Origin of the sequence: Aurantiacibacter hainanensis (assembly GCF_036321025.1) — a bacterium.
Lineage (GTDB): Bacteria > Pseudomonadota > Alphaproteobacteria > Sphingomonadales > Sphingomonadaceae > Alteraurantiacibacter > Alteraurantiacibacter hainanensis.
In genome coordinates this window covers 169474-191987 of sequence record NZ_JAZAPB010000002.1, presented here as the reverse complement: position 1 = coordinate 191987, position 22514 = coordinate 169474, and the positions used below count along the sequence as shown (strand labels likewise).

At 63.9% G+C, this 22514-nt stretch carries 22 protein-coding genes, 1 tRNA gene and 1 pseudogene; 15 read left to right on the top strand and 9 right to left on the bottom strand.

Translation table 11 applies throughout. The annotated features are described in order from the left end of the window. Nucleotides 1-18: 18 nt before the first annotated feature. Nucleotides 19-2514: an NAD-dependent epimerase/dehydratase family protein gene (locus AAA989_RS08445; RefSeq protein WP_338242546.1), complete on the bottom strand. Its 2496-nt coding sequence runs from the start codon at nucleotides 2512-2514 to the stop codon at nucleotides 19-21. A gap of 97 nt (nucleotides 2515-2611) precedes the next feature. Here AAA989_RS08445 and AAA989_RS08440 point away from each other — a divergent pair, with 97 nt between their 5' ends. Together AAA989_RS08440 and AAA989_RS08435 are read left to right on the top strand one after the other, a co-directional pair. Beyond that, nucleotides 2612-2770 carry a sensory rhodopsin transducer gene (locus AAA989_RS08440; protein WP_338242544.1) on the top strand — a complete coding sequence of 53 codons (159 nt, stop codon included), beginning with the start codon at nucleotides 2612-2614 and terminating at the stop codon, nucleotides 2768-2770. Continuing rightward, nucleotides 2767-3567, top strand: a complete 801-nt coding sequence (locus tag AAA989_RS08435; protein ID WP_338242542.1) for a glucose 1-dehydrogenase — start codon at nucleotides 2767-2769, stop codon at nucleotides 3565-3567. Before AAA989_RS08440 ends, AAA989_RS08435 begins: the two co-directional genes overlap by 4 nt. A gap of 4 nt (nucleotides 3568-3571) precedes the next feature. Here the strand turns inward: AAA989_RS08435 and AAA989_RS08430 are convergent, their stop codons facing one another. The 5 genes and pseudogenes from AAA989_RS08430 to AAA989_RS08410 form a co-directional block, all read right to left on the bottom strand. Then, nucleotides 3572-5263, bottom strand: coding sequence for an alpha-amylase family protein (locus tag AAA989_RS08430; RefSeq protein WP_338242540.1), 1692 nt, complete (start codon nucleotides 5261-5263; stop codon nucleotides 3572-3574). Next, nucleotides 5260-6891 (bottom strand): alpha-amylase family glycosyl hydrolase, encoded by a 1632-nt coding sequence (locus AAA989_RS08425; protein WP_338242538.1) that lies wholly within the window; start codon nucleotides 6889-6891, stop codon nucleotides 5260-5262. Before AAA989_RS08425 ends, AAA989_RS08430 begins: the two co-directional genes overlap by 4 nt. Before the next feature lie 258 nt (nucleotides 6892-7149). Beyond that, nucleotides 7150-7236 (bottom strand) — tRNA-Leu (locus AAA989_RS08420). 111 nt (nucleotides 7237-7347) lie between these two features. Further along, on the bottom strand, nucleotides 7348-8148 hold the full coding sequence (locus AAA989_RS08415; RefSeq protein ID WP_338245478.1) for a thioredoxin: 801 nt from the start codon (nucleotides 8146-8148) through the stop codon (nucleotides 7348-7350). A 162-nt stretch (nucleotides 8149-8310) separates the two neighbouring features. Continuing rightward, nucleotides 8311-8406: pseudogene (locus AAA989_RS08410) on the bottom strand (MJ0042-type zinc finger domain-containing protein); the annotation flags it as partial. Nucleotides 8407-8567: 161 nt separating this feature from the next. On the opposite strand from AAA989_RS08410, the gene ftsE reads away from it, so the two are divergent. The 4 genes from ftsE to AAA989_RS08390 are packed head-to-tail and all read left to right on the top strand — an operon-like array spanning nucleotide 8568 to nucleotide 11489. Next, complete coding sequence (gene ftsE, locus AAA989_RS08405) at nucleotides 8568-9326, top strand: cell division ATP-binding protein FtsE (protein WP_338242535.1); 759 nt, start codon at nucleotides 8568-8570, stop codon at nucleotides 9324-9326. Then, nucleotides 9326-10246, top strand: coding sequence for a cell division protein FtsX (locus AAA989_RS08400; RefSeq protein ID WP_338242533.1), 921 nt, complete (start codon nucleotides 9326-9328; stop codon nucleotides 10244-10246). The genes ftsE and AAA989_RS08400 overlap by 1 nt, the downstream gene beginning before the upstream one ends. Further along, a complete protein-coding gene (locus tag AAA989_RS08395; RefSeq protein WP_338242531.1) occupies nucleotides 10243-10773 on the top strand; it encodes a YdcF family protein in 531 nt (176 codons plus the stop codon). Before AAA989_RS08400 ends, AAA989_RS08395 begins: the two co-directional genes overlap by 4 nt. Further along, the gene (locus AAA989_RS08390) at nucleotides 10770-11489 is read left to right on the top strand and encodes a lysophospholipid acyltransferase family protein (RefSeq protein ID WP_338242528.1); all 720 of its coding nucleotides are present in this window, start codon (nucleotides 10770-10772) and stop codon (nucleotides 11487-11489) included. Before AAA989_RS08395 ends, AAA989_RS08390 begins: the two co-directional genes overlap by 4 nt. Here AAA989_RS08390 and AAA989_RS08385 read toward each other — a convergent pair. Next, a complete protein-coding gene (locus AAA989_RS08385; RefSeq protein ID WP_338242526.1) occupies nucleotides 11486-12217 on the bottom strand; it encodes an Nmad3 family putative nucleotide modification protein in 732 nt (243 codons plus the stop codon). The genes AAA989_RS08390 and AAA989_RS08385 overlap by 4 nt on opposite strands. Before the next feature lie 83 nt (nucleotides 12218-12300). On the opposite strand from AAA989_RS08385, the gene putA reads away from it, so the two are divergent. After that, nucleotides 12301-15408, top strand: coding sequence for a bifunctional proline dehydrogenase/L-glutamate gamma-semialdehyde dehydrogenase PutA (gene putA / locus AAA989_RS08380; RefSeq protein WP_338242524.1), 3108 nt, complete (start codon nucleotides 12301-12303; stop codon nucleotides 15406-15408). A 58-nt stretch (nucleotides 15409-15466) separates the two neighbouring features. Here the strand turns inward: putA and AAA989_RS08375 are convergent, their stop codons facing one another. Next, entirely contained in the window at nucleotides 15467-16282 is an 816-nt protein-coding gene (locus AAA989_RS08375) for a universal stress protein (RefSeq protein ID WP_338242520.1), read from the bottom strand. Between the two features lie 171 nt (nucleotides 16283-16453). Here AAA989_RS08375 and dcd point away from each other — a divergent pair, with 171 nt between their 5' ends. From dcd to AAA989_RS08360, 3 genes are all read left to right on the top strand, one after another. Beyond that, entirely contained in the window at nucleotides 16454-17008 is a 555-nt protein-coding gene (gene dcd, locus AAA989_RS08370) for a dCTP deaminase (RefSeq protein ID WP_338242516.1), read from the top strand. A 29-nt stretch (nucleotides 17009-17037) separates the two neighbouring features. Beyond that, a complete protein-coding gene (locus tag AAA989_RS08365; RefSeq protein ID WP_338242513.1) occupies nucleotides 17038-17637 on the top strand; it encodes a nuclear transport factor 2 family protein in 600 nt (199 codons plus the stop codon). 108 nt (nucleotides 17638-17745) lie between these two features. After that, on the top strand, nucleotides 17746-18507 hold the full coding sequence (locus tag AAA989_RS08360; RefSeq protein WP_338242511.1) for a CPBP family glutamic-type intramembrane protease: 762 nt from the start codon (nucleotides 17746-17748) through the stop codon (nucleotides 18505-18507). Between the two features lie 108 nt (nucleotides 18508-18615). Here the strand turns inward: AAA989_RS08360 and AAA989_RS08355 are convergent, their stop codons facing one another. Next, complete coding sequence (locus tag AAA989_RS08355; RefSeq protein WP_338242508.1) at nucleotides 18616-20487, bottom strand: winged helix-turn-helix domain-containing tetratricopeptide repeat protein; 1872 nt, start codon at nucleotides 20485-20487, stop codon at nucleotides 18616-18618. A 382-nt stretch (nucleotides 20488-20869) separates the two neighbouring features. Between AAA989_RS08355 and infA the strand changes: the two genes are divergently transcribed. The 5 genes from infA to AAA989_RS08330 all read left to right on the top strand — a co-directional run bounded on the left by infA (nucleotide 20870) and on the right by AAA989_RS08330 (nucleotide 22358). Then, nucleotides 20870-21136, top strand: a complete 267-nt coding sequence (gene infA / locus AAA989_RS08350; RefSeq protein ID WP_338242506.1) for a translation initiation factor IF-1 — start codon at nucleotides 20870-20872, stop codon at nucleotides 21134-21136. A 44-nt stretch (nucleotides 21137-21180) separates the two neighbouring features. Continuing rightward, on the top strand, nucleotides 21181-21333 hold the full coding sequence (locus AAA989_RS08345) for a hypothetical protein (protein WP_338242504.1): 153 nt from the start codon (nucleotides 21181-21183) through the stop codon (nucleotides 21331-21333). A gap of 59 nt (nucleotides 21334-21392) precedes the next feature. Further along, complete coding sequence (locus AAA989_RS08340; protein WP_338242502.1) at nucleotides 21393-21593, top strand: hypothetical protein; 201 nt, start codon at nucleotides 21393-21395, stop codon at nucleotides 21591-21593. Nucleotides 21594-21790: 197 nt separating this feature from the next. Further along, nucleotides 21791-22042: a cold-shock protein gene (locus AAA989_RS08335; protein ID WP_338242500.1), complete on the top strand. Its 252-nt coding sequence runs from the start codon at nucleotides 21791-21793 to the stop codon at nucleotides 22040-22042. A gap of 85 nt (nucleotides 22043-22127) precedes the next feature. Next, nucleotides 22128-22358: a hypothetical protein gene (locus AAA989_RS08330; RefSeq protein WP_338242498.1), complete on the top strand. Its 231-nt coding sequence runs from the start codon at nucleotides 22128-22130 to the stop codon at nucleotides 22356-22358. Nucleotides 22359-22514 lie beyond the last annotated feature (156 nt).

Sequence of the window (22514 nt, the reverse complement as noted above, 5' to 3'; positions counted from 1 at the left end):
CCCGCCTGGTGCCCGCGACTAACGGATGATCCGGTCTAGCGAACCGTAGCTTTCGACGATCCGTCCGCGCGGGAAAGACAGCGCGACTATCGCAAGCCCGCCCACGACGCTGACGACGATATGCGCCAGTGAGCCATCATAGAGGAACGGTGCCACCGCCAGCGCCAGCCCGAGCGGGATGAGCGCGAAACGCGCCGCGCGGCACACTTCCGCCGCGGCCACGGCCAGTACCGTGATCACCAGCGAGCCGAGCAGGTGATCGGCGTCGGCCAGCGTGCCTTGCGCTCCCAGCGTGAGACGAGTGAAGAGGAACGACAGGCCGATGGCGCCGGCCAGCCAAAGGTTCCACGGAAGGTTGACCGCGCCCGCCCACATTTCCTTCATTATCGTCATGGGACGGCGTTCGAATTCGTGTTCTACCGGCGTGAGGCGGTCGCCCTCGTCGGTGTCGCCGAAGAGCACGACGCGCAGCAGGCTTTTCCCTGCCTTCACCCGGCGACGGATGAAGCTCATGCTCGCGGCCAGTTCGTCCACCGAATAGGGGATCTGGATCAGCATCGCCGCTGCGCCGATCAGGGCCAGCGTGCTCCACGTGCCGATCACGATGGGCTGGATGATGATGAAGCCGATGGAAACGATGCCTAGCGGCACGATCATCAGTCCGAAGGCCAGCACCAGCCACGGCATGGTGCGCCAGCGCGCCCTGCTGCCGACGATGCCGGTCAGGATTTCGAGCATGTAGGTATATGCGCCCACGGCGGCATCGGGGACCGGCCAGGCCTCGGAGACGCTGGAAGTGATGATTTCCTCGGTGCCGTTCTGGGGGTCCGTGGCGGAGCCTGCAAAGAACGGCTCCCACACGCCATCGACGTGGCCCATCTGGTAGGCTGCGAGATAGCGCGAGAACAGCAGGCCGACGATGGCGAGAGCGATGATCGGCAGGCGCTGGGTCCAGGATGAAGGGTTGAAGCTCCATCCCGGCGGTATCTCGGGCTCTCGTCGTCGTGCGATGATGGCCGTTCCCACCTCCGGCTTTGCGGCGATAGCCATGCCGAAAACCAGCGCGCCGACGAGCGTATCCGAAAGGTAAGCAGCGGCGTTCGGCGTGACGAACACCACGGGCAGCGCCATCACCACCATCCCGATGCCCGCCGACAGCCATCGCGCGATGGCCAGTCGCCAGCTGAGCGACGCGATGGCCGTCACCAGCAGCGCCGCGCCGGCAGCGACCTCGGCCCAGGCATAGAGCGGATCGTCGATCCCGATCAGAGGTGGCTGGGTCATCAGCCAGAAGGCGAGCGCGATGTTGACGAAATGGGTCCAGCGGCTGGCCCGGTGCTGGGCGATGCGCGTCGCCTCTATGTCCTCGCGCAGCGCCTCGGGCTGCTCCACGTCTTCATCCTGCGCATCCTGCAGCCAGTGCGGCGGCGTTATGCCGTTGCGCTCGTACCAGGCGACCGGATCGCGCTTCAGATTGGCCACCATCGCCGGGAGTTCGTCTTCCAGCCGGTGCCGGGGACGCCAGCCGAGCCAGTCTTCAGCGCGCTTGATGTCGAGGGCGTAGTGATCGTCCGCCATGGAGATCATGAACGGCTGGATGAACGGCTTCTCGCCCTGGTCGATGGCATCGGGAACGATCGGTTCGGCTGCATTCTGCGCGGCGGCGCCGACCTTGGCGACAGGTGCGGGCAGCTTGATGGTTTCCCATTCGCTCGCCCCGTGGATCAGTTCGCCGATCCGGTCCTGCAAGGTGTCGTATCCCGGAGCGAACGGCTCTCCGACGAGGATCTCGGCATCGGGTGGCAGCGTGCCGCGCCGCCCCACCGTGCGCCGCATAGCATCGACCATGTCGTCGCGGTGAAGCATCGCCTGCCCGGCATTCAGGGGCCCGGAGTAGAAGTGGGATTGCGGACTGCGCTCGTAGATCCTGGCGATCTGGTGGGACAGCGTAGGAACGGCGCTCTCGCTGTCGTAAATGCCGGCAAGGCGCAGGATGGCATAGGGCATCTGCGCCTCGGCCCGGATCAGGTCCTCCACCTTCTTCTTGGACTTGGGGTATTCCCAGCGCGGATCGAACGGGGTCTGCTCGTCGATCCGCTCGCCCGGATCCTGCGGCTCGTGCACCAGCATGGTGCTGGCGTAGATGAAGCGCTCTACCTCGAACCCTTCCAGCGCATTCAGCAGGTTGCGCGTTCCTTCGACGTTGACCTGATCGTACAGCGGGCTGGGCTCGCCGGAAAAGTCGAAGAACGCGACCAGGTGGATGACCGCGGCCACCTTGCGCCCGTGCTCGTCGCCGATCTTCTCGAGCGCGGTTTTCATCGACTGGGGAGAGGTGATGTCGATCTCGACGATGGGCGGCCCGCCCTCGTGATCCATGTCGCGGTCGAGCCCCACGACGGTAAAATCCTCGGAAAACGCCTTGCCCAGTGAACGGCCGATGTTGCCGTCCGCTCCGGTGATGAGGAGCAGGGGCTTGGCCTCGCGTGCGTCGGTTTCTTGCCTGTCGCCCAACAACTGCACTCCCATGCTGTTCACTAGGTCAATCGCCTGCGCGCCGAAGTGTTTCAAAGTTTGCGGAACTATTGGCCGCATGGTTCGCTCGGCAAACATGACCGAGATCGGCAAGCGACGCTGGACCATGGCGGAATTATGCATTCCGCCTGCGAGCGTATCCGCGGCCGACGTTCCGATCGTCGACCAGCAGGTGCGGCTCGATTCCCGGCGCAGCGAGCGCGCGCTGCTTTCATCAATGGCGTTAGGGGCATGAGTGCCGATCTCACAGGGCGCGCGGCGCTGGTCACGGGCGGCGACAGCGGCATCGGAGAGGCGATTTCGCGCGAACTGGCGGCGCGCGGCGCCGATGTCGCGATCAACTGGCACAGCGATTCCGGACCGGCCGAAAAGCTGGCGGACGAAATATCGCGCGGCGGCACGAAGGCTTTCGGCATCGGCGGCGACGTTTCCAGCGAGGACGATGCCACGCGCCTCGTGGAGGAGACCGTCGCGCGCTTCGGACGGATCGACATCCTCGTCTCGAACGCGGGCATCCAGATCGATGCACCGGCGCTGGAAATGAAGGCGGATGAGTTCCGCAAGGTCATCGACGTGAACCTCACAGGGCAATTCCTGGTGGCGCGCGCGGCGGCGCGGCACTTCGTCGATCAGGGCATCGGCGAGGGTCGTCGCAATGCCGGCGTCATCGTTTGCATGAGCTCGGTTCACGATGTCGTGCCCTGGGCGGGCCACGTCAATTATGCCGCCGCCAAGGGCGGCGTGGACATGCTGATGAAGACGCTGGCGCAGGAATTCGCCGCGCACCGCATCCGCGTGGTCGGCATCGCGCCGGGCGCGATCAAGACCGACATCAATCGCGAGGTTTGGAGCGACGAGGAACAGGCGGAAAAGCTTCTCGAACTGATCCCCTACGGCCGGCTCGGCGAGGTCGAGGACGTGGCAAAGCCGGTCGGCTGGCTATGCAGTGACGAGGCGGACTACGTTACCGGAACGACGCTCTACATCGACGGCGGGATGACACTTTATCCCGGGTTCATCGGCAACGGGTGATCGCTCAGCCCGCCGAACGGTGCGGAACGTCCGCGGCCGGGCCATCGTCGGCGATCATGTCCTCAAGCCCACCAAGGCGGAACCAGCGATAGCCGTACGGCTCCAGCACCAGGTCGAAGCTGCCATCCTCGCCTGGCGGAATGGCGCGGTTGCTCTGCAAGCATACCAGTGCACGTCCCCCGTCCTCGCCATCGTCCAGCGAGACGGCGAACTCCACCTTCCGGTCGGAGACATTGTGCGCGAACACGGAAATTCGGCCTTCGTGCCGGTAGAGCATGGCCAGGATGTGGCTTTCCGTATCGAGGATGGAGAAGCTGCCGTGGCCGATCTCGGTCAGTTCCTTGCGCATCCTCAGCATACGCTCGGTCCAGCGCAGGAAGGAGCTCTCGCTTGCGCGCTGCATGGCCACGTTCACCTTGCGATAGCCGTAGGGCCCATGGTCGATAACCGGACGAACCGGCTCGTCGCACACGGTGAAACCGGCGTTCTTCTCCGCCGACCACTGCATCGGCGTGCGCGCCGCTTCGCGTTCGGGCAGCGAGAGATCCTCCCCCATGCCGATCTCGTCGCCGTAGCGGATGACAGGCGTGCCCGGCATTGTCAGCATCAGCGAATAGGCCAGTTCCAGTTTCGCCCGGCTGCCGCCGAGCATGGGCGCCAGGCGACGGCGGATGCCACGCTCGTAAAGCTGCATGTCCTCCTCCGGCCCGAAGGCGGCGAAGACGGCCTCTTTCTGCTCCTTGGGCAGCCTTCCGATATCCAGTTCGTCGTGGTTGCGAAGGAAATGCGCCCACTGCGCCGTGCCGGGCACGTCGCGCGATTCTTCAAGCTTCTCCCGCAGCGGAAGGGTGTCGGCGCTGGCCAGCGCGTAGAACAGCGTCTGGTTGACCGGGAAGTTGAACATCATCTGCAATCGGTCGCCCGCCTCGCCGAAGTAGCGCAGGCAATCCTGCGGCGGGATGTTGGCTTCCGCCAGGAACACCGCGTCGCCTTTTCGCCACTGGGCGAACTCGCGCAGCCGCCGCAGGAAGCCGAAGGCCGGTTCCGGGTCCTTCACGTTGATGCCGTTCTCCGCGATCAGGAATGGCACGGCGTCCACGCGGAAACCCGATATGCCCAGTTCCAGCCAGAAGCCGACGATCTTGAGCAATTCGGCCCGCACCGCCGGGTTGGCGAGGTTCAGGTCGGGCTGGAAGTCGTAGAACTTGTGAAAGTAGTAAGCCTGCGCATGGCGGTTCCACGTCCAGGTGGTCTCCTGCACTCCGGGGAATATCATGCCCTCGTCGGCGTCTTCGGGCCGTTCCTTCGACCAGATGTAGAAATCGCGGTACTTGCTTTCCTTGTCGGCAATCGCCGCCTGGAACCAGGGATGGTCGATGGAGGTGTGGTTGAGCACGAGGTCCATCATCACGCGGATGCCGCGCTGACGGCACGCCTGCGTCAACTCCACGAAATCGCCCAGCGTGCCGTAGCGCGGATCGACACCGTAATAGTCGGCCACGTCGTATCCGTGATCGCGGCGCGGAGAGGGATGGAAAGGCATGAGCCATATGGCCGACACGCCCAGGCCCTGGAGATAATCCACCCTGTCCAGCAGACCGGCAAAGTCGCCCACGCCGTCGCCGTTCGAATCGAGATAACTGTCGAGCGAAAGCGAGTAGATGACGGCGTTCTTGTACCAGCGGTCTTCGATCATGAGCGGTTTTCCTCGGCCCGCACGATGACGCCTTCGCCGGGTCGGAGATCGAGGGTGGCGGCGTCTCTCCTGCGCAGGTCGCCATCTTCCTCGGAGGAAAAGACGATACTGCCATTGCGGTAGGGTTGGGGAAGCAGCGGGCCGGGGGCGGCGTCCCCGGAAAAGTTCAGCACCACGGCCAGTCGTTCGCCCTCGTGCACCCGCTCGTATGCGAAAACCGCGTCGTCCACATGGATCTCGCGATATGTCCCGCGCCGCAAGGCCGGCTCTTCCTTTCTGAAGGCGAGCAGGCGTTTGTAGAGACGCAGCAGGGAACCCGGCTCCTCGTCGAGCTCCGCGACATTGCGATCGCGCCAGTCCTGCGACAACGGCAGCCAGGGTTCGGCTTCGGAAAAGCCCGCGTTTTCCTCGCTCGACCATTGCATCGGCGTGCGCGCCTTGTCCCTGTTGAAGCTGCTGTCCGGTTCCTGCCTGGCCCAGGGATCCTGAATGCGATCGGGGGGAATCTCGACGTCGGCCAGGCCGATCTCGTCACCATAGTAGAGCGTCGGCGTGCCGCGCAGGGTAAGCAGCAGCATCGCGGCGATCCGGGCCTGACGCAAGCCCGTCCGCGCGGCAATGCGTGGCTGGTCGTGATTGCTCAGCACCCAGTTCGGCCAGCCCTCTTCGGGCAGCGCCGCTTCGTATTCGGTTACGAGGGCGGCGATTTTCTCCGGCTTCCACGGGCATTGCAGCAACTGGAAATTGAACGGCAAGTGCACACCGCTCTCGCCGCTCTCGCCATAATATCGAACCATCCGTTCGAGCGGCAGGTAGATTTCCCCGATCAGCAGCCGGTTGTCGTACTCCTCGATCACGTCGCGCATCTGCGCCACGAGATCGTGGATTTCTGGCTGATCCGCCGAATGTATCTGTAGGTTCTTCTCGATCTCCGGCTGGCCGGGGCGGTATTCGGGATTGGGAGGGTTATCGCGGAACCGGGCATCCTTGATGAGGTGCCAGATCACGTCGACACGGAAGCCGTCCACTCCCTTGTCCATCCAGAACCGCAGGATGTCGAACATGGCGGTGCGAACCTCGGGATTGCGCCAGTTGAGATCGGGCTGCGAGGCGAGGAACGCGTGGTAGTAGTACTGCCCGGTCCCCTCGTCGAACTCCCATGCGGACCCGCCGAAATTGCTGATCCAGTTGTTCGGCGGTCCGCCATCGGGGCCCGGATCCTTCCAGATGTACCAGTCGCGCTTGGCATTGCTCCGCGAGCTTCGGCTCTCTTCGAACCACGCGTGCCTGTCTGACGTGTGATTGGGAACGAAGTCGAGCAGCAGCTTCAATCCGTGCGAATGCGCCGCGTCCAGCAACCTGTCGAAATCGTCCATCGACCCGAACAGCGGATCGATGCTGCGATAGTCCGCCACGTCGTATCCGAAGTCTTTCATCGGCGAGGCGAAAATCGGCGAAAGCCAGACGCAGTCGACGCCGAGCCGAGCAACGTAGGAAAGCCGGGAAAGAATACCGGGCAGATCGCCGACCCCGTCCGAATCGCTGTCCTGAAATGAGCGCGGATAGACCTGGTAGATGGTCTCATCGCGCCACCAGGCCGGTTCTCGACGGAAACTTCCCATTCCCATGCAATGGCAGATTTCCAGCAATGTTCCGCTGCCTGGCGCGGCTGCCCACCCTTTTCCGGGTTCCCGAGACGCGCACACCGGCTGCCTCACGAAGAGTCAGGCGGGACCCAAGCACTCGGTTCAGTGACGAGAGTATCGGCGATACAGCACGCATGCACCGGAAGGCCGGGTCAGGTCAGGAGCTGAACCCCGCGAAACCGCGCCATTGCCGGGACGGCCTCCGCTCGGAGACCTTTTCCGGTTCGCTCTGGGGGTGATTGGTGCGGTCGAGAAGACTCGAACTTCCACGGCCTTTCGGCCACAACGACCTCAACGTTGCGCGTCTACCAGTTCCGCCACGACCGCACATCGATAGGAGGGGATGACCATCTGCCCGCCCCGGGTAGGAGCGCGCCCCTAGCAAAGAGGTTATCGCGCTGCAAGCAGTCAATGGAGGGCGACCGCAATGGCCTTGCGCTACTCCGGTTTCCAGCCGAATTCGGCGAAGCGCGCGCGGCGGGGAATATCGGTCACCGCCTCGTTGATGGTAACCGTTTCGCCCGGTGCCAGCTCCCGCTGCGGCGGGGGCACTTCCCAGCTGTAGACGATTGCATCGCGGGCATCGCGCAGCACGATCAGGATCGTGGGTATGGTGCGGGTCTGGGTGCCGATGTTGGTGATGCGGCCGCTTGCGCCGAAGAACTCCGTGCCATTGGGCAAGGTCCGCCGCTCCTGCTCTTCCGGCGGGAATTCCAGCTGCAGGTCCGGCTGATCGGCGGCGAAGGTGGGGCGCTCCACCGGGACCCAGTCGGGCAGGCCCCAGTAGCTGACCGCGAATATCAGTCCCGACACCACGATGGCGAAGATCGCCGCGGCCCAGGTCCACATCTTCAGCGGATTGCGGCGGGGGCGGAACGGCGGCTCGGAATCGAAGGGAGACTGCTCATCCTCGTCGGACTGCGAGCCGTAGCCATGCGCATCCACGGCCGGGGGCGGGGCTACCTCGTCGTCCTGCTCCATCGGCGGAGGATCGGGGATCGGATCGTGCTCGGCTTCCGCTTCCGCTTCCGCTTCCGTTTCGGGCTCCGCCGCATCTTCGTAGTCGGCTTCGTGTTCGGGTGACGCGGCTGGCTCTTCATCCAGAACGGGTTGGCGCGCGGCCGGAGCCTCCGCGTCGGCCCGCGCGGCCGCGGCGTCCCTGATGTTGAAGGACATCGCGACCTTGGGCGACGGATTGTGAAGCCGGGCCCCGCGTTCCCCGGTCACGGCATTGCGCATGTCCTGTCCCGGTGCCGACGGCTGCGAAGCCTGTGCGGGAGGAGGTGGCGGCGGAGGGGGCGGTGGCGGTGGCGGTGGCGGTGGCGGTGGCGGTGGCGGTGGCGCCGCTTCAACAGCTTTCGCCGGCGCGGCCACATGCGGCCCTTCCTGGAACCAGCTGTGGCGGCACTTCGCGCAGCGCACGGTGCGGCCGTCCACGCCAACGGCGGTATCGGGCACGACATAGCGCGTCGAGCAGGCGGGGCATTGCAAGATCATCGAACTGGCCGAACTCTACGCCTACGGGGGACGCGCGGGCAAGCGCACGAAGGGGCACATCGATGCGGTTGCGCCTTTTTTCCACAAGCGCCAGCGCTTATATCCGCGCGAATGCCCGCAAGGCCCTTTCCCGCGCCCATCGGAGGCCCTAGCAACCGGCCATGAGCGGGAGCGAAGATTCCATTGTCCAGTTCGATAATGTCGGGCTGCGCTACGGCACCGATCGCGAGGTGCTGAGCGACATTTCGTTCACGCTCTATCCTGGCAGCTTCTATTTCCTCACCGGTGCCAGCGGCGCGGGCAAGACTTCCATGCTCAAGCTGCTCTATCTCGCGCAGCGGCCCACGCGCGGGGCAATCCGCATGTTCGGGCACGACCTGATCACCCAGCCGCGCCTTGCCCTGCCCGATTTCCGCCGCCGGATCGGCACCGTGTTCCAGGATTTCCGCCTGATCCCCCACCTCACCGCCTTCGACAACGTGGCCTTGCCGCTGCGCATCTCGGGCATGAGCGAAAGTGCCATCCAGAAGCCCGTGTCGGACATGCTGGAATGGGTCGGGCTGGAGCACCGGATCGACGCACGCCCAGCCACGCTTTCGGGCGGCGAGCAGCAGCGCGTGGCCATTGCCCGCGCCGTCATCGCGCGGCCGGAAATCCTGGTGGCGGACGAGCCGACCGGCAACGTCGATCCTGACATGGCGGTAAAGCTGCTGCGGCTGTTCGAGGCGCTTAACCGCCTTGGCACCACCGTCGTGGTCGCGACCCACGATGTGCACCTTTTGCGCAAGGTGCCGGATTCGCTGATCATGCGGCTGGACAAGGGCACCCTGTCCGATCCCACCGGCGCGCTGCGCTATCCGCCCAGGCGCGAGATCGTTGGCCGTACGGGGCCCACGGGCAGGCAGGAGGCGCGCGGCTGATGGGGCTTGGTCCGCTCATCCGGCGCGGCACTCCGCGTTTCGGCAGCGAGAGCGCGCGCATGCTGCCGCAGGCGCGCATCGCCGGCCCGATGCCGTGGGTGATCGCCATCATGATCGCGCTCACGGTGATGGCCGCGGGCGCGGGTCTCGCCCTCAACAATGTGGCCGCCAATGCCCGGGCCGAGATATCGGGCGGCATTACCGTGCAGATCGTGCAGGGTGCCCCGGCAGCGCGCGAGCGCGAGGCCCGGCGCGCGCTGGCCTTCTTTACCGGGCGCGAAGACGTGGCCTCGGTGCGCCGCGTTCCGGACGAGGAACTCGCGGCCCTGCTGGAACCGTGGCTGGGTGACGCGGTGCACGAGGAGGACGCCGTGCCGACGCCCGCGCTTATCGATATCCGGCTGAGCGGTCCCGTTACCGCCGAACGGCTGCGCGCCCTGCGCACAGAGCTAGTGGCCCAGGTGCCGTCCGCCCGGCTCGACGCGCAGGCCGGATGGCTCGGCCCGGTGTTCGATGCGATCCGCTCCATGCAGTACCTCGCCATCGGCCTTGTCGTGCTGCTGGCGGCGACGAGCGTCGCGGCGGTCTGGCTGGCGGCACGCAGCGCGCTCGGCTCCAATCGCGACACCATTGAAGTGATCCACCACCTTGGCGGCACGGACGGCCAGATCGCCCGCATCTTCCAGCGTTCGATCGGCATCGATGCCGCGCTTGGCGGTGCCGCGGGGCTGGCGCTGGGGCTCGGCGCGATCCTGCTTCTTGGACGGCAATTCTCCGAACTGGGATCCGGCATGGTTGCAGGCGGCGCACTTTCGCCGCCGGACTGGCTGGCCATCGCCGCCGTGCCGCTGATGGGCGTGGCACTCGCCATGCTGACCGCCCGCCTGACTGTGGTGGCCGCCCTGAGAAGAATGCTATGACCGCCCGCCGTATTCTCGCCATTCCGCTGATCGCCTGGGCCCTGGGCTTCATCTGGTTCGCCGTCGCCCTGCCGCAACCCGCTGCGCAGGCCCGCACCGATGCCATCGTCGTGCCCACCGGCAGCGGCGGCCGGATAGAGCGCGGACTGGACATGCTGCAGGCGGGCGCGGCGCAGCAGATGCTGGTGACAGGCGTCGATGCGAGCGTGCAGCCGGACGAGTTCGTGGCGCAGTTCGCGGTGCCGACCCGGGTGATGGACTGCTGCGTTACCCTGGGTTTCTCGGCCCTCGATACGCGTGGCAACGCGCGCGAGACCGCCGAATGGCTGGATGAACGCGGCTATACCTCGCTGCGGCTGGTGACGGCGGACTGGCACATGCGCCGCGCGGCCCTGGAACTGCAGGACCAGCTGCCGGAGGGGATCGACGTGCTGCGCGATGCCGTGCGGTCGGAACCCAGCCTGTGGACGCTGTTCCTGGAATATCACAAGTTCATCGCTGTCTGGATTCTGCAGGCCCTGGAGTGATCTATCTTCGCAACATCGCGTTCTACCTGGTCTTCTACGGGGGCTCGATCGGTCTGGTGATCGCAGCCGTGGTGGCGGCCCGCATCGCGCCGGGCCGGGTTCGCGGCATCTGCGACGCGTGGTCCGCGCTGCACCACTGGGCCTGCGAACGGCTGCTGGGCATCCGCATCGTCGAAACCGGTGAAAGACCCGACCGCCAGTGCTTCTATGCCATCAAGCACGAGAGCTTCTTCGAGGCCATCGGCATCCCTCACCTGTTCGACCACCCGGCGCTGTTCGCCAAGCAGGAACTGTTCGACATTCCCGGCTGGGGCCGCGCCGCGCGTCGCTTTGGCGCCATTCCGGTGAAGCGCGAGGAAGGGGCCAGGGCGCTGAGAACCATGATTCGCGAGGCGCGCCCCTACGTCGAGGATGGCCGGCCTATCGTGATTTTCCCCGAAGGCACCCGCGTGCCCCACGGTACGCACCCGCCGCTGGGGGCTGGCTTTGCCGCGCTCTACAAGCTGCTGGACCTGCCGGTGGTGCCGGTGGCGGTGGACAGCGGACCCCTGTATCACCACCTGTGGAAGCGCGCCGGCACGATCACGATCCATTTCGGGGAGCCGATAGAACCCGGCCTTCCGCGCAAGGAAATCGAGGCCCGCACGCATGCTGGACTGAACAGGCTGAACGAGCATCGCGGGGTGGAGCGCGTTCCGCCGGCGGAGACGCCCTAGCCTTCGATTGCGGCGACCACGCCCGCCAGCCATTCCCGCGCGTCCGCCCGGTCGCCGATATCGGCGACGAATTCCTGGCCGCGCGCAACGCTCTGCAGGCGGCCGCATTCCCGCCACCGATCCGCGCGGTGGTGATAGGAGAGGCCTGTCTCGTGCAGCCAGCGGGGCACGTTCCACAAGCTGGGCGGCCCCTCGGGCACGGTCAGGCGCAATGCCTCGCTAGCCTGCGAGGCAACACGCCCTGCCCCTTCGTACAGCGTGTCGTTCTTCGCGTGCAGACCGATCGCATGCGGCATTCCCAGCTCCGCCAGCTGCGCAAGGCGATCGGCGAGAGCATCGTCCAGCCGCAGGACTTCCTCGATCCGCAGAAAGCCGAACAGCCGGTGGTGCGGGCGTTCCTCTTCCGCGCAGAACAGCCCGAAGAACAGGAAGATGTCGCCGATGCCCACGCCCTGCCGCTCGAGGTGGGTCTGTGCGGCTCCGCACTGGCCAAGCATGGCGCGTCCGCCGGGAAGGAACATGGGATCGTGGTGGCACAGGTCGTCCGCACCCAGCCTGCCGCGGCTGGCCTGCGCGGCGTGATCCCCCAGATCGAGGTCGCCATAGGTCGTGCGGGAAGGCCCGCTGCCGGCGGGAATCGGCAGGCTCATCGGCCGCCCTTCGACGATGGGCGAAGGCCCGCCACCGGCAGAAGTGTCGAAACCTTTGCGACTGAAGACCATTCTCATGACTCGCCCCTAGCCGCTGGCACGCTTCCGCCCCAGCCCGACTTTGCTTGATAACCTTGGAAACCAAGTCCATGTCCCACCCGATGGCCCTAGACAGAACCGCGCTCAGAAACGCTTACCGCCAGGACGAGGATGCCTGCGTCGCCCAACGCATGGAGCAGGCCTCCGTCGTGACGCAACTGCACGACAAGTCTGCCGATATTGCCGCCAAGCTGATCAAGGAGGCGCGAAAACGCGAGAGCACCGGGCTGGACGCCTTCCTGCACAATTACGGCCTCAACACCGATGAAGGCATTGCCCTGATGTGCCTGGCCGAAGCGCTGCTACGCGTGCCGGACGAGGAAACCGCCGACGCGCTGATTCGCGACAAGATCTCCACGCAGGACTGGGCCGAGCACATCGGCGAAAGCGGCAGCGTGTTCGTGAACGCGGCGACATTCTCGCTGATGCTGACAGGTGAAGTGCTGCGTGGCAGCAAGAGCCAGGAAAAGGGCCTCGCCAACGCGCTGCGCCGGGCGACGGGCCGGATGGGCGAGCCGGTGATCCGCAACGCCACCTGGCAGGCCATGCGCATCATCGGCGGGCAGTTCGTCTATGCCCGCACGATCGAGGAAGCCATGGGCCGCGCAAAGCCGGAAAAGAAGCGCGGGCTGACCCACAGCTTCGACATGCTGGGCGAGGCGGCGATGACCTTCCCCGATGCCGAACGCTACAGGAAGGCCTATGCCGACGCCATCGATCGGCTGGCCAGGGAACCGGGCGACATCCACACCGGCCCCGGCATCTCGGTGAAGCTCTCCGCGCTGTATCCGAAGTACGACTTCTTTCATGCAGAGGCCGCGCGCGAGGCGATCGTGCCGATCGTGCGCGAACTGGCCGTGCAGGCGCGCGATGCCAACATCCATTTCACCGTCGATGCCGAAGAGGCCGAGCGGCTGGAGCTCAGCCTCGACATCATCGAAGAGCTGATGGCCGATGACGATCTGTTCGACAACGGCACCGAGGATGGCTGGGAAGGCTTTGGCCTCGCCATCCAGGCCTACCAGAAACGCGGCCTGCCCCTGTGCAAGTGGATCGCCAAGCTGGCCCGGCGGCACGAACGCAAGCTGTTCGTGCGACTGGTGAAGGGCGCCTACTGGGATGCCGAGATCAAGCTGAGCCAGGTGGGCGGGCATGTCGACTACCCGGTCTTCACCCGCAAGATCGGCACCGACGTGTCGTTCCTCGCCTGCGCCGCCGAACTGCTGAAGGCGGAGGATTCGATCTTCCCCGCCTTCGCCACGCACAACGCCTATACCATCGGCGCGATCAAGGCGATGGCGGGCGACACTCCATTCGAATTCCAGCGCCTGCACGGCATGGGAGAGGATGTCTACGGCGCGCTCGGCCGGATGGAGGGCGACAACAAGACCCCCGTGCGCATCTACGCGCCTGTCGGCGGGCACAAGGAACTGCTCGCCTATCTCGTGCGCCGCCTGCTGGAAAACGGCGCCAACAGCTCCTTCGTCAACCGCATGGCAGATGCCGAGGTGCCGGTGGAGGAACTCACCACCAACCCGGTGGCAGACATTGCCGCGATGCAGCCCTACCGCAATCCCGCGATCCCGTTGCCGCGCGACATCTATCCCAATCGTCGCAATTCCAAGGGCGTCGATCTCGCCCACCCGCCCGAGCTGGAGGAACTGCGAGAGCAGCTGGCCTACTGGCGGCAGGACCACCCCGTGGCCCGCCCCACCCTGATGGCCAACGTCGAGCACGAGAAGCAGGAAGTCTACGCGCCCCAGTCGGGCAAGGTCGTGGGCCACCAGGTCATGGCGAGCGAACGCGACGTCGACCTGGCGCTGGCCCGCGCCACCGCCGCGCAACCGATGTGGGATGCCCTGGGCGGCCAGAAGCGCGCCGATCTGCTGATCAAGGCGTCGGACCTGCTGGAAGACAACATGGCCCGGTTCATGGACCTGTGCCGCCGCGAGGCCGGCAAGACCATGATGGACGGCGTGCTGGAAGTGCGCGAGGCGGTGGACTTCCTGCGCTATTACGCGTGCGAGGCCCGCATGCTGTTCGGCGCTCCGCAGCCGCTTCCCGGCCCCACCGGCGAACAGAACCTGCTGCGCCTGCACGGGCGCGGCGTTTTCGCCACCATCTCGCCGTGGAACTTCCCGCTGGCGATCTTCATGGGTCCGGCCGCCGCCGCGCTGGCCGCGGGGAACACCGTGGTCGCCAAGCCGGCGGAGCAGACCCCGCTGATCGCGGCGCTGGCCATCGACCTGTGCCACCAGGCGGGCATTCCCAAGGACGTGCTGCAATTGTTGCCGGGTGACGGCAAGGTGGGCGCGGCGCTTACCTCCGATCCGCGCGTGACGGGCGTTGCCTTCACCGGCTCCACCGCCACGGCCCACGCCATCAACCGCTCGCTCGCCGCGCGCGAGGGAGCCATCGGCACGCTGATCGCGGAGACCGGCGGCATGAACGCGATGATCGTCGATTCCAGTGCCCTGCCCGAACAGGTGACGCGCGATGTCGTGGCCTCGGCGTTCCAGAGCGCGGGCCAGCGCTGTTCCGCCCTGCGCGTGCTCTACCTGCAGGAGGACGTGGCCGACGAGATGCTGGAAATGATCAAGGGTGCCTTCAAGGCGCAGGTGATCGGCGATCCGGCCAACCTCGAGACCGACATCGGCCCCGTGATCGATGCCGAGGCGCGCGAGAAGCTGCAGGACCACGTGGCCGAGATGATCGAGGCGGGCTTCCCCGTCTGGCGACGCTCGATGCCGACCGACTGCGAGCAGGGCAATTTCTTCTCGCCCACCATCATCGAGATCGGTTCGATCCTCGATCTCGACGAGGAGCAGTTCGGCCCCATCCTGCATGTCTGCCGCTATCCGGCAGGTGGCCTTGGCAAGGTGCTGGATGACATCAATTCCACCCGTTACGGCCTGACTCTTGGCCTCCATAGCCGCATCGACGAGACGCGGCACTTCGTGGAAGCGCGCGCCAAGGTCGGCAACTTCTACGTCAACCGCAACCAGATCGGCGCGGTCGTCGGCAGCCAGCCGTTCGGCGGCGAGGGCCTGTCGGGTACCGGCCCCAAGGCCGGCGGCCCGCACTACGTGACGCGCTTCGCGACGGAGCGGGTGACGACGATCGACACCACTGCGGCGGGCGGCAACGCGAGCTTGCTGGCGGGCGGCTGAGCCAACATGTTCCACGCCGGGCCGGTGCAGACCGGACACGGCGTGGAAGTGGTCGCTGTCAGGCGACGCGAGGCCCTATCACAACGGTGTCCACCTTGGCATTCTCCAGCACAGACATTGCCTGGCTGCCGATGGTGGCATGCCGGAAGCCGGTCTCACCTTGAGAGCCGACCGCGACGAGATCGATACCTTCGCTCTCGACTAGCTGGTTCACCGCCTGGCACAGGCTGCCTTTGATGACATGCGCGATAGTTCTGGAGGTAACCGCATCTGGCAGGTCGTCCAGCACCGCTTCCAGCCGCGCCTTCGCCTCTTTCTCGATCTCCTCCGCGACATATGAAGCCTTGTTCCAGGCCTCGAAGGGCACGGAGTAGGCGTGCAGCAGGGATATCCGCGCTCGCGGGAATTTTGCGGCCACCCAGTCGAGAGCCTCCCGCGATGGATCGGAGAAATCGGTCGCCACCAGGATCTTGCCATAGGATTCGCGGGGCCTCGCCTTCACCACGATCACCGGCTTGCTTGTGCCCCGGATCACCCGGTCGACGGCAGTCCCGAGAAAATAGTCTCCGACTGAATTGTACCGCGCGACGCCCAGCACGATCATCGCGACATCGTGTTCCTCGGCATGCCTGGCGATGGCAGCCGGGACCGAACCTTCGGGATAGGCGAAACTGACTTCGACGCCGGTTTCGGGCACGACTGCGCGCATGGCGCGGTCCAGCGCAGGCCGGTCGACTGTGCTTCCGGGCGCGTACTCTACGGCGTGGATCAGTTCGACAGGATTTCCGAGCTCCTCTGCGAGCATGATTGCCCGATCCACAGCCCTGTCCGCCCGCGCCGAGAAATCGGTCGCCGCCACTATCGGTCCATCCATCTTTGCACCTCGTCTGATCCCCACATTCCTAAATGTCGGTACATCGGCACAGAGCGTCAAGCTCAATCGGGCCGCGTTCGCTACACGGCAACCCTGCGTGAGAACGCACTGCAGGGGGATATGTCCGACACGATACTTGCCCCGACCCGCCACTTCGGGAATCCCTCATCCATGGCAATTCTTTCCGACAAGTGGATTCGCGAGGCCGCGCAGACCAAGGGCATGATCGAGCCTTTCGTGGAAGCGCAGAAGCGCGACGGGTGTATCTCCTACGGCCTTTCCAGCTTTGGCTACGACGCGCGCGTGGCGGACGAGTTCAAGATCTTCACCAACGTCAATTCCGCCGTGGTCGACCCCAAGAACTTCGACGGCGACAGCCTGGTCGACCGCAAGACCGACGTCTGCATCATCCCGCCCAACTCCTTCGCCCTCGCGCGCACGGTGGAATATTTCCGCATTCCGGAAGACGTGCTGGTGATCTGCCTTGGCAAGAGCACCTATGCACGATGCGGCATCATCGTGAACGTCACCCCGCTGGAGCCGGGCTGGGAAGGCCACGTCACGCTGGAATTTTCCAACACCACGCCGCTGCCCGCCAAGATCTACGCCAACGAGGGCGCGTGCCAGTTCCTGTTCCTGCAGGGCAATGAACGGCCCGAGGTCACCTATGCCGACCGCGCGGGCAAGTACATGGGTCAGCGCGGGGTGACGCTGCCGCGATTGTGACGTAATCCTTCCGCGAAAGGGAGGATGCAATGCCGACAAACGAAGACCTGCTGGCCCGGATCGAGGCGCTGGAAGCGCGCGCGCAGGCGGCGGAGGACTACCGCGACCTCGTCAACCTGCAGGGCGCCTACGGCTACTATGTCGACAAGGGATTGTGGGACAAGGCGGCCGACCTGTTCGCCCGCGACGGCACGCTGGAGATCGCCGGACGCGGCGTCTACGTGGGTCAGGACCGCGTGCGCGAATACCTGCATCGCCTGCCCGAATACCGCGACGGGGTGATATTCAACCACATGCAGTTGCAGCCCGTGCTTCACATCGACAGCGCGGCCGGCGCCGCGAAAGGTCGCTGGCGCACGCTGATGATGGTGGGCATCATGGACGACGAGGTGGGCCGCTGGGGCGAGGCGACCTACGAGAACACTTACGTGCGCGAGGACGGGCGCTGGCGCATCGCGTCCCTGCACGGCATCATCAACTTCTATTGCGAATACGACGAGGGCTGGCATCGCGGCGGCGTACCGCTGCTGCGCTCCACCGAAGGGGTACAGCCCGACCGGCCGCCCAGCTTCGAATACGAAGCGCATCCCACCGCAGTGATCGCGCCGTTTCACTATGACGAGGTCTAGCGATCCGGCGCGTCAAGCAGACTGTCCGCTAACGACCGGATTGCGGAAGTTCTGCCCAGATGCCGGGACGTATTTTGCTCAGGCTCGATTTGAAGATATGTTAGCGCAATGAGGCAGGTGCATTGGCTCCTTTTAATCGTTCTGCTTTGGACTGGCGCCATATGGTATTTCGTCGCCCTCAGTGCCCGAGGCTTAATCGGTATTGAGGTGCCCTCCGCCGCAATCATGCTCGGGGCGATTGGCATGGTGGCGATCACCGGGATTTTTGTTTTCAAAGAGGGGCGCTGGCAAGCGGTCGGCAGTTGGCTAGCGTTGACATTTGCCGCCAGAAAGAACTTCTCGGCATATTTGGCAGCGTTGATACCCGCAGGGCTGTTTGCGGTCGGAATTGGATTGCTGCCTATTCTTGGCGCCAAGGCGGCCTTCGACCCCGTCCTCAGCGTAGGTGTTCTTGGCTTGTTGATCCCGGTCTGGATCGAAGAGATCGTTTGGCGAGGCTATGCACTCCCAAGGCTCTTGGAGGTGCACACACCTATCCAAACGGGTTTAATACTCTCAATCGTCTGGGTGCTATGGCACATACCGTTCTACCTTATGCCCGGCTATAACACATGGGGCATGGTCGGCTGGCTCGCCTGGGTTCCATTCTATGTCGTCTATACGTTCTATCTTACGTGGCTGGGCGTGAAGACCCAATTCAGCGTGTTGTTAGCTATGATTTCGCATCTAGCGGTCAACTGGTTTGTTTCCAGCACCTCCCCACCGTTTGTGGAGAATTATGTCGCGCTTTTGGGTGCTCTTATTTTGGCTCCCCTGACGATCCACTTCATGCGCCTCTTGAAAGCCAAGAACGCATACGTGTCTGCCTAATTTCACCGTTGGCATCGATGTCCGCTTTCCACCCACTTGCAGACGCATTCGCCGAGCTAGCGGTAAGCCAAAAGCGGACCAGCCGATGACGACGCGATCGCGGTCCAATCAGAAGCACTCGAATTCAGACTCGGATAGCGGACGGCAATAATCGCCCCAATCGCCACTTTCCCGCCATGCATCCACCAGGCCTAGCCTGGCTATCAGCTGCTCGAAACCTTCGCTTCTTCGAACCTCTCCGAGATAGGGATGCCAGAGCATCAGATATGATGCCTGTCCTGGTCGATCGTAGGCGAGTTGGAGATAGCTGAGTGCCAACTCGTTTTCCCCCTTGTCAGCGGCGCGAGTGGCCAGAGCCGCCAGTTGGAATCGTCCCGTGTCCCCATAGACTTCATCGGCCCATTCCCGAAGTGCAGCTGGCGGCAGCCTGGGAAAGGTCTGTTCATTAAATTCCAGGGCCCAGTCGATCATGAAAGATGTTTGACTGGCGCTCGCGACCCTTTCGCTTGCGACCTCATCGCCCAGCGAAAAATACGATCCGGCAACAATGGCCAGGGTGCTGTCAGGAAGATCCTGACCGGATGCGAGAGCTTCCTCGTAAAGCTCCACGACCTCTTGGTGTCTCCCAGCCAGAAATAGCGCCGCGAGATGATTAGGTGTGATCTGCCTATTGAAGATAGGGTCGATGAGGGCTTTGGATCTTACGTAGTCCAGTGCGTCCTCGACGCGTCCGAACTGTAGGGCAATGAACGCGATCCTATCCCGAAATTCGGTGTCGTTACCTGGGTCGAGACGGATTGCTCGCTGGTTGAATCGTTCGGCAAGCGCCACCTCGTTAACATGCAACAGAAACCAAGCGCGCGCTGCATTGCCGATCGCAAGATCGGGTCCGGTCCTGATGGCCTGGAGCGATGCCTGATCCATCGCGGCGAGACGGTCGCGAACGCTAGAGGCATCCGAGTCATTCAGTAGTGCGAACGATTGCGCGTAAACGATTTGCGCCCAGCCACGGGAAAAGTCAGGATCGATTTCGATCGCTCGCTCGAGGTGTCGCAGCGAGAGGTGTATCTCGCTTCCAAACCCGTAGGATATGCCCTGCACGAAATGAGCGTAAGCTTCCGCGTCGTCAGTGCCACCGTAACCCGAGGTTTCCAAACCAACATTGAGAGACACGCTCAAGGCGCTGGCCACGGCTGCTGCAATCTCCTCCTCGACATACAAGAGGTCGTTCAACTCCCGATCGAAATTCTCCGTCCACAAGACTTCACCTGAACCGTCTTCCAGGCGCGCGAAGACCCGAAATTCTTCTCCATCGACCTGCACGGATCCGTGCAACCTATTGCCATTGGCTTGACTGCTGGAGAGGCCGCTCACGACCTCCAGTTCGGGAATCCGGCGAAGTCGGACAATCAGTTCTTCCGTAATGCCGTTGGCAAGCGCTGCTTCTTCCGGCTCATCGCCGATTGCGGTGAGTGGCATGACGGTGACCTGGGTGGTGCTCGGGTCATTTCGTATTCCGAGCTGCCACATCGCGCCAAGCAGCAATACGGCCACGATCAGGCCCCCCAGCCAGATGGCTGTCCGCCGACCTCGCCAGACGTTTGCCCCGGCAGCCGGTTCCAAAGCCGTTCCCGAGACTAGGGATGGTGGTGCGGCAGTCGGGCCTTGGTCGTGGCCGGGCTCTGCCGCAGCACCCAGGTCGAGCTGATACCCGATGCCTCTTATTGTGTGCAGCCGAACGGCATCTTCCCCAAGAGCCTTGCGAAGGGCGGTGACATGCACTTGGAGCGCGTTCTCCTCGACCGTTACATCGCTCCAGACGGCCTCCATCAGCTCGTCCTTGGTGACGATCTCGCCATTCGCTGCGGCCAATTCGGTCAGAATTTCCAGGGCACGGGGACCGAGATGGATGTGTTCGCCGTCCAGCAGGAGCTGGCGATTGGGCTGAAGCACATGTCTACCGATCTCAATCTCGGTCACGCGGCATCCCCTTTCTGCCATTCGCTCCCGTAAGGAACGATACGCCTTTGCCTCTCGGCGCGCAATTTGATGTCGGGGAGCGAGTGAAAGAGGTGTCCGCTTTCCACGAAGAGCGGCCGCACATCGCGCCCATATGGCATCCTGAAGGCTGTCTGCCCGCTGTGTCTTGCCGGCCAAATGCAGTCGACGACTAGCGAGCCGCTGGCGGCAATTGGGCGGAATGCTTGCAATTATTTTACATGAAGCTATATGGAAATTGCCTAACGTCGCCTGCGACGGAATTCGATTGCTCTAACGGCAATCTCTTCTTCCCTTACATGCTTCCTGGCTCCGCCTCGGGACAAGCCCCTGCGCGGACGGATTTTGCATACGGGGTTTCGGTTTGGCGAAAGAAGAACTCATGACATTGGAAGGCGAGATCAACGAGGTCCTGCCCGACGGACGCTTCGGCGTCACGCTCGACAACGGACATGAGCTCATCGCCTATACGGCGGGAAGGATGCGGCGTTTCCGCATCCGCACCGTCGCCGGAGACCGCGTACACGTCGAGATGACGCCCTACGATCTGACCAAGGGTCGGATCGTGTTTCGCGAACAGACATCGGGGCAAGGCCCCGGCGTCAGGCGCAAACGCGGCTTCATGCGCTAACATAGAATGAAAAGGGCAGCCGACGCGCTGCCAACAAGGATATAATGAACAACACGTTTTCGGGCGCCGACAAGCGCCAAAGCAACCGCCCCGGCACCAGCCAGGGCAATCACGGGAATATCGATAACAATTCGAACCTGCCCGGAATTCTCTCGACACTCGAACTGCGACGTCTCGTCGCGGCGATGGTTGATTGAGGATTGAACGAAATAACGGCCATGCATCCTGCAATGCCGCAAATTGCCGGAGAAAGAACATGGACCTCAACAAGCAATACGCTGCGCACCAACAGGCGCTGATGTCGTCAAGAACTACCGAAAGCGATGCAGATCGCCAGGGTCACCTGGCGCGGGCACGCAGGATCGCAGGTGAAATCGGCTCGTTCCAGCACAGCCTGGGCGCCGCTGCCTCCTGCGCATGGTGCGCATCGCATTTCGCGGCGACTCCCAGCGTCTGATCGGAAGGGATTCCGCTTCCCGAGCCATGCGAAAGAGGTTGTAATCGCGCCTCTCGATGACCATTTCCTAACCAGCTACCAGACGCAACCGTTGGTCTGACCGGCGCCTCTTTCGCGCCCCTTTTTCCTTCACTTGAGCCTCCTAGCCGCAGTCGGGCCAATCCCGGCAGGCTGCACTCCGCCTCGAAGGAATAGTCATGCCCCAGTTCGGCAACATCAAATCATACAACACGGAAAAGGGCGCAGGGACGATCATCCCCGAAGAGGGCGGCGACGCTCTTCCCTTCAAGAAGGCTGACCTGCAGCAGCAGGCGCAGACACCTTCGCTGGACGAGCGCTATTCCTACGAGACAGTGGAAGTCGACGGAGGAAACAAGCGCGCGGTCGACCTGCAACAGCAGGGCGAGGAATCGTCGCAGCAGGAACGAGCCCCCACTCAGCAGGGCTAGACGGACTGGCCGGCATCGGAACCTGCAAGTTCCCGGTGCCGGCCTTCGCCTTCGCCCGAGAGGGGCGTGCCGGAAAGGTTACCAGATGACGAACATGGAAAAGGACAGCCTGCGCTCCAGCCCCTTCGGCTCGAGCGAATGGGAAGACGAAGGCGGGGCTCTCGCGCGCCCATCCATGCCTGGCGGCTTGCCGGCCGGGATCGATAGCAGCTGGACCCTGGAATACCGCGTCGGGCCCTACCGATACAGCAGACTCGCCGACGCGGAGGCCGAGCTGAAACGCCGCAACGAGGCGCGGAACAAGCCCGAGGCGTAATTTAATCCGCTCCGGTGCATTCTCCCTGCATCTCCGTTCGCGAGTGAGCAGCACTCCGAAAGCCGACATTCAGAGTTGATGGATCAGCCAGAGGCACATTTTGCACGCGCTTTGATTAGCGCTTGACCCTGACATCGTGTTAAGGTGCATTTGACC

Bases quoted from the DNA above. Each gene is read 5' to 3' on its own strand.
- dcd (WP_338242516.1), top strand. From the start codon at position 16,454: ATGGCAATTCTTTCCGACAAGTGGATTCGCGAGGCCGCGCAGACCAAG.
- AAA989_RS08340 (WP_338242502.1), top strand. From the start codon at position 21,393: ATGGACCTCAACAAGCAATACGCTGCGCACCAACAGGCGCTGATGTCG.
- AAA989_RS08400 (WP_338242533.1), top strand. From the start codon at position 9,326: ATGGGGCTTGGTCCGCTCATCCGGCGCGGCACTCCGCGTTTCGGCAGC.
- putA (WP_338242524.1), top strand. From the start codon at position 12,301: ATGGCCCTAGACAGAACCGCGCTCAGAAACGCTTACCGCCAGGACGAG.
- ftsE (WP_338242535.1), top strand. From the start codon at position 8,568: ATGAGCGGGAGCGAAGATTCCATTGTCCAGTTCGATAATGTCGGGCTG.
- AAA989_RS08375 (WP_338242520.1), bottom strand. From the start codon at position 16,282: ATGGATGGACCGATAGTGGCGGCGACCGATTTCTCGGCGCGGGCGGAC.
- AAA989_RS08360 (WP_338242511.1), top strand. From the start codon at position 17,746: ATGAGGCAGGTGCATTGGCTCCTTTTAATCGTTCTGCTTTGGACTGGC.
- AAA989_RS08330 (WP_338242498.1), top strand. From the start codon at position 22,128: ATGACGAACATGGAAAAGGACAGCCTGCGCTCCAGCCCCTTCGGCTCG.
- AAA989_RS08415 (WP_338245478.1), bottom strand. From the start codon at position 8,148: ATGCGCAATGCCGTGACCGGGGAACGCGGGGCCCGGCTTCACAATCCG.
- AAA989_RS08435 (WP_338242542.1), top strand. From the start codon at position 2,767: ATGAGTGCCGATCTCACAGGGCGCGCGGCGCTGGTCACGGGCGGCGAC.
- AAA989_RS08440 (WP_338242544.1), top strand. From the start codon at position 2,612: ATGACCGAGATCGGCAAGCGACGCTGGACCATGGCGGAATTATGCATT.
- AAA989_RS08395 (WP_338242531.1), top strand. From the start codon at position 10,243: ATGACCGCCCGCCGTATTCTCGCCATTCCGCTGATCGCCTGGGCCCTG.
- AAA989_RS08335 (WP_338242500.1), top strand. From the start codon at position 21,791: ATGCCCCAGTTCGGCAACATCAAATCATACAACACGGAAAAGGGCGCA.
- AAA989_RS08425 (WP_338242538.1), bottom strand. From the start codon at position 6,891: ATGGGAATGGGAAGTTTCCGTCGAGAACCGGCCTGGTGGCGCGATGAG.
- AAA989_RS08430 (WP_338242540.1), bottom strand. From the start codon at position 5,263: ATGATCGAAGACCGCTGGTACAAGAACGCCGTCATCTACTCGCTTTCG.
- AAA989_RS08345 (WP_338242504.1), top strand. From the start codon at position 21,181: ATGAACAACACGTTTTCGGGCGCCGACAAGCGCCAAAGCAACCGCCCC.
- AAA989_RS08365 (WP_338242513.1), top strand. From the start codon at position 17,038: ATGCCGACAAACGAAGACCTGCTGGCCCGGATCGAGGCGCTGGAAGCG.
- AAA989_RS08385 (WP_338242526.1), bottom strand. From the start codon at position 12,217: ATGAGAATGGTCTTCAGTCGCAAAGGTTTCGACACTTCTGCCGGTGGC.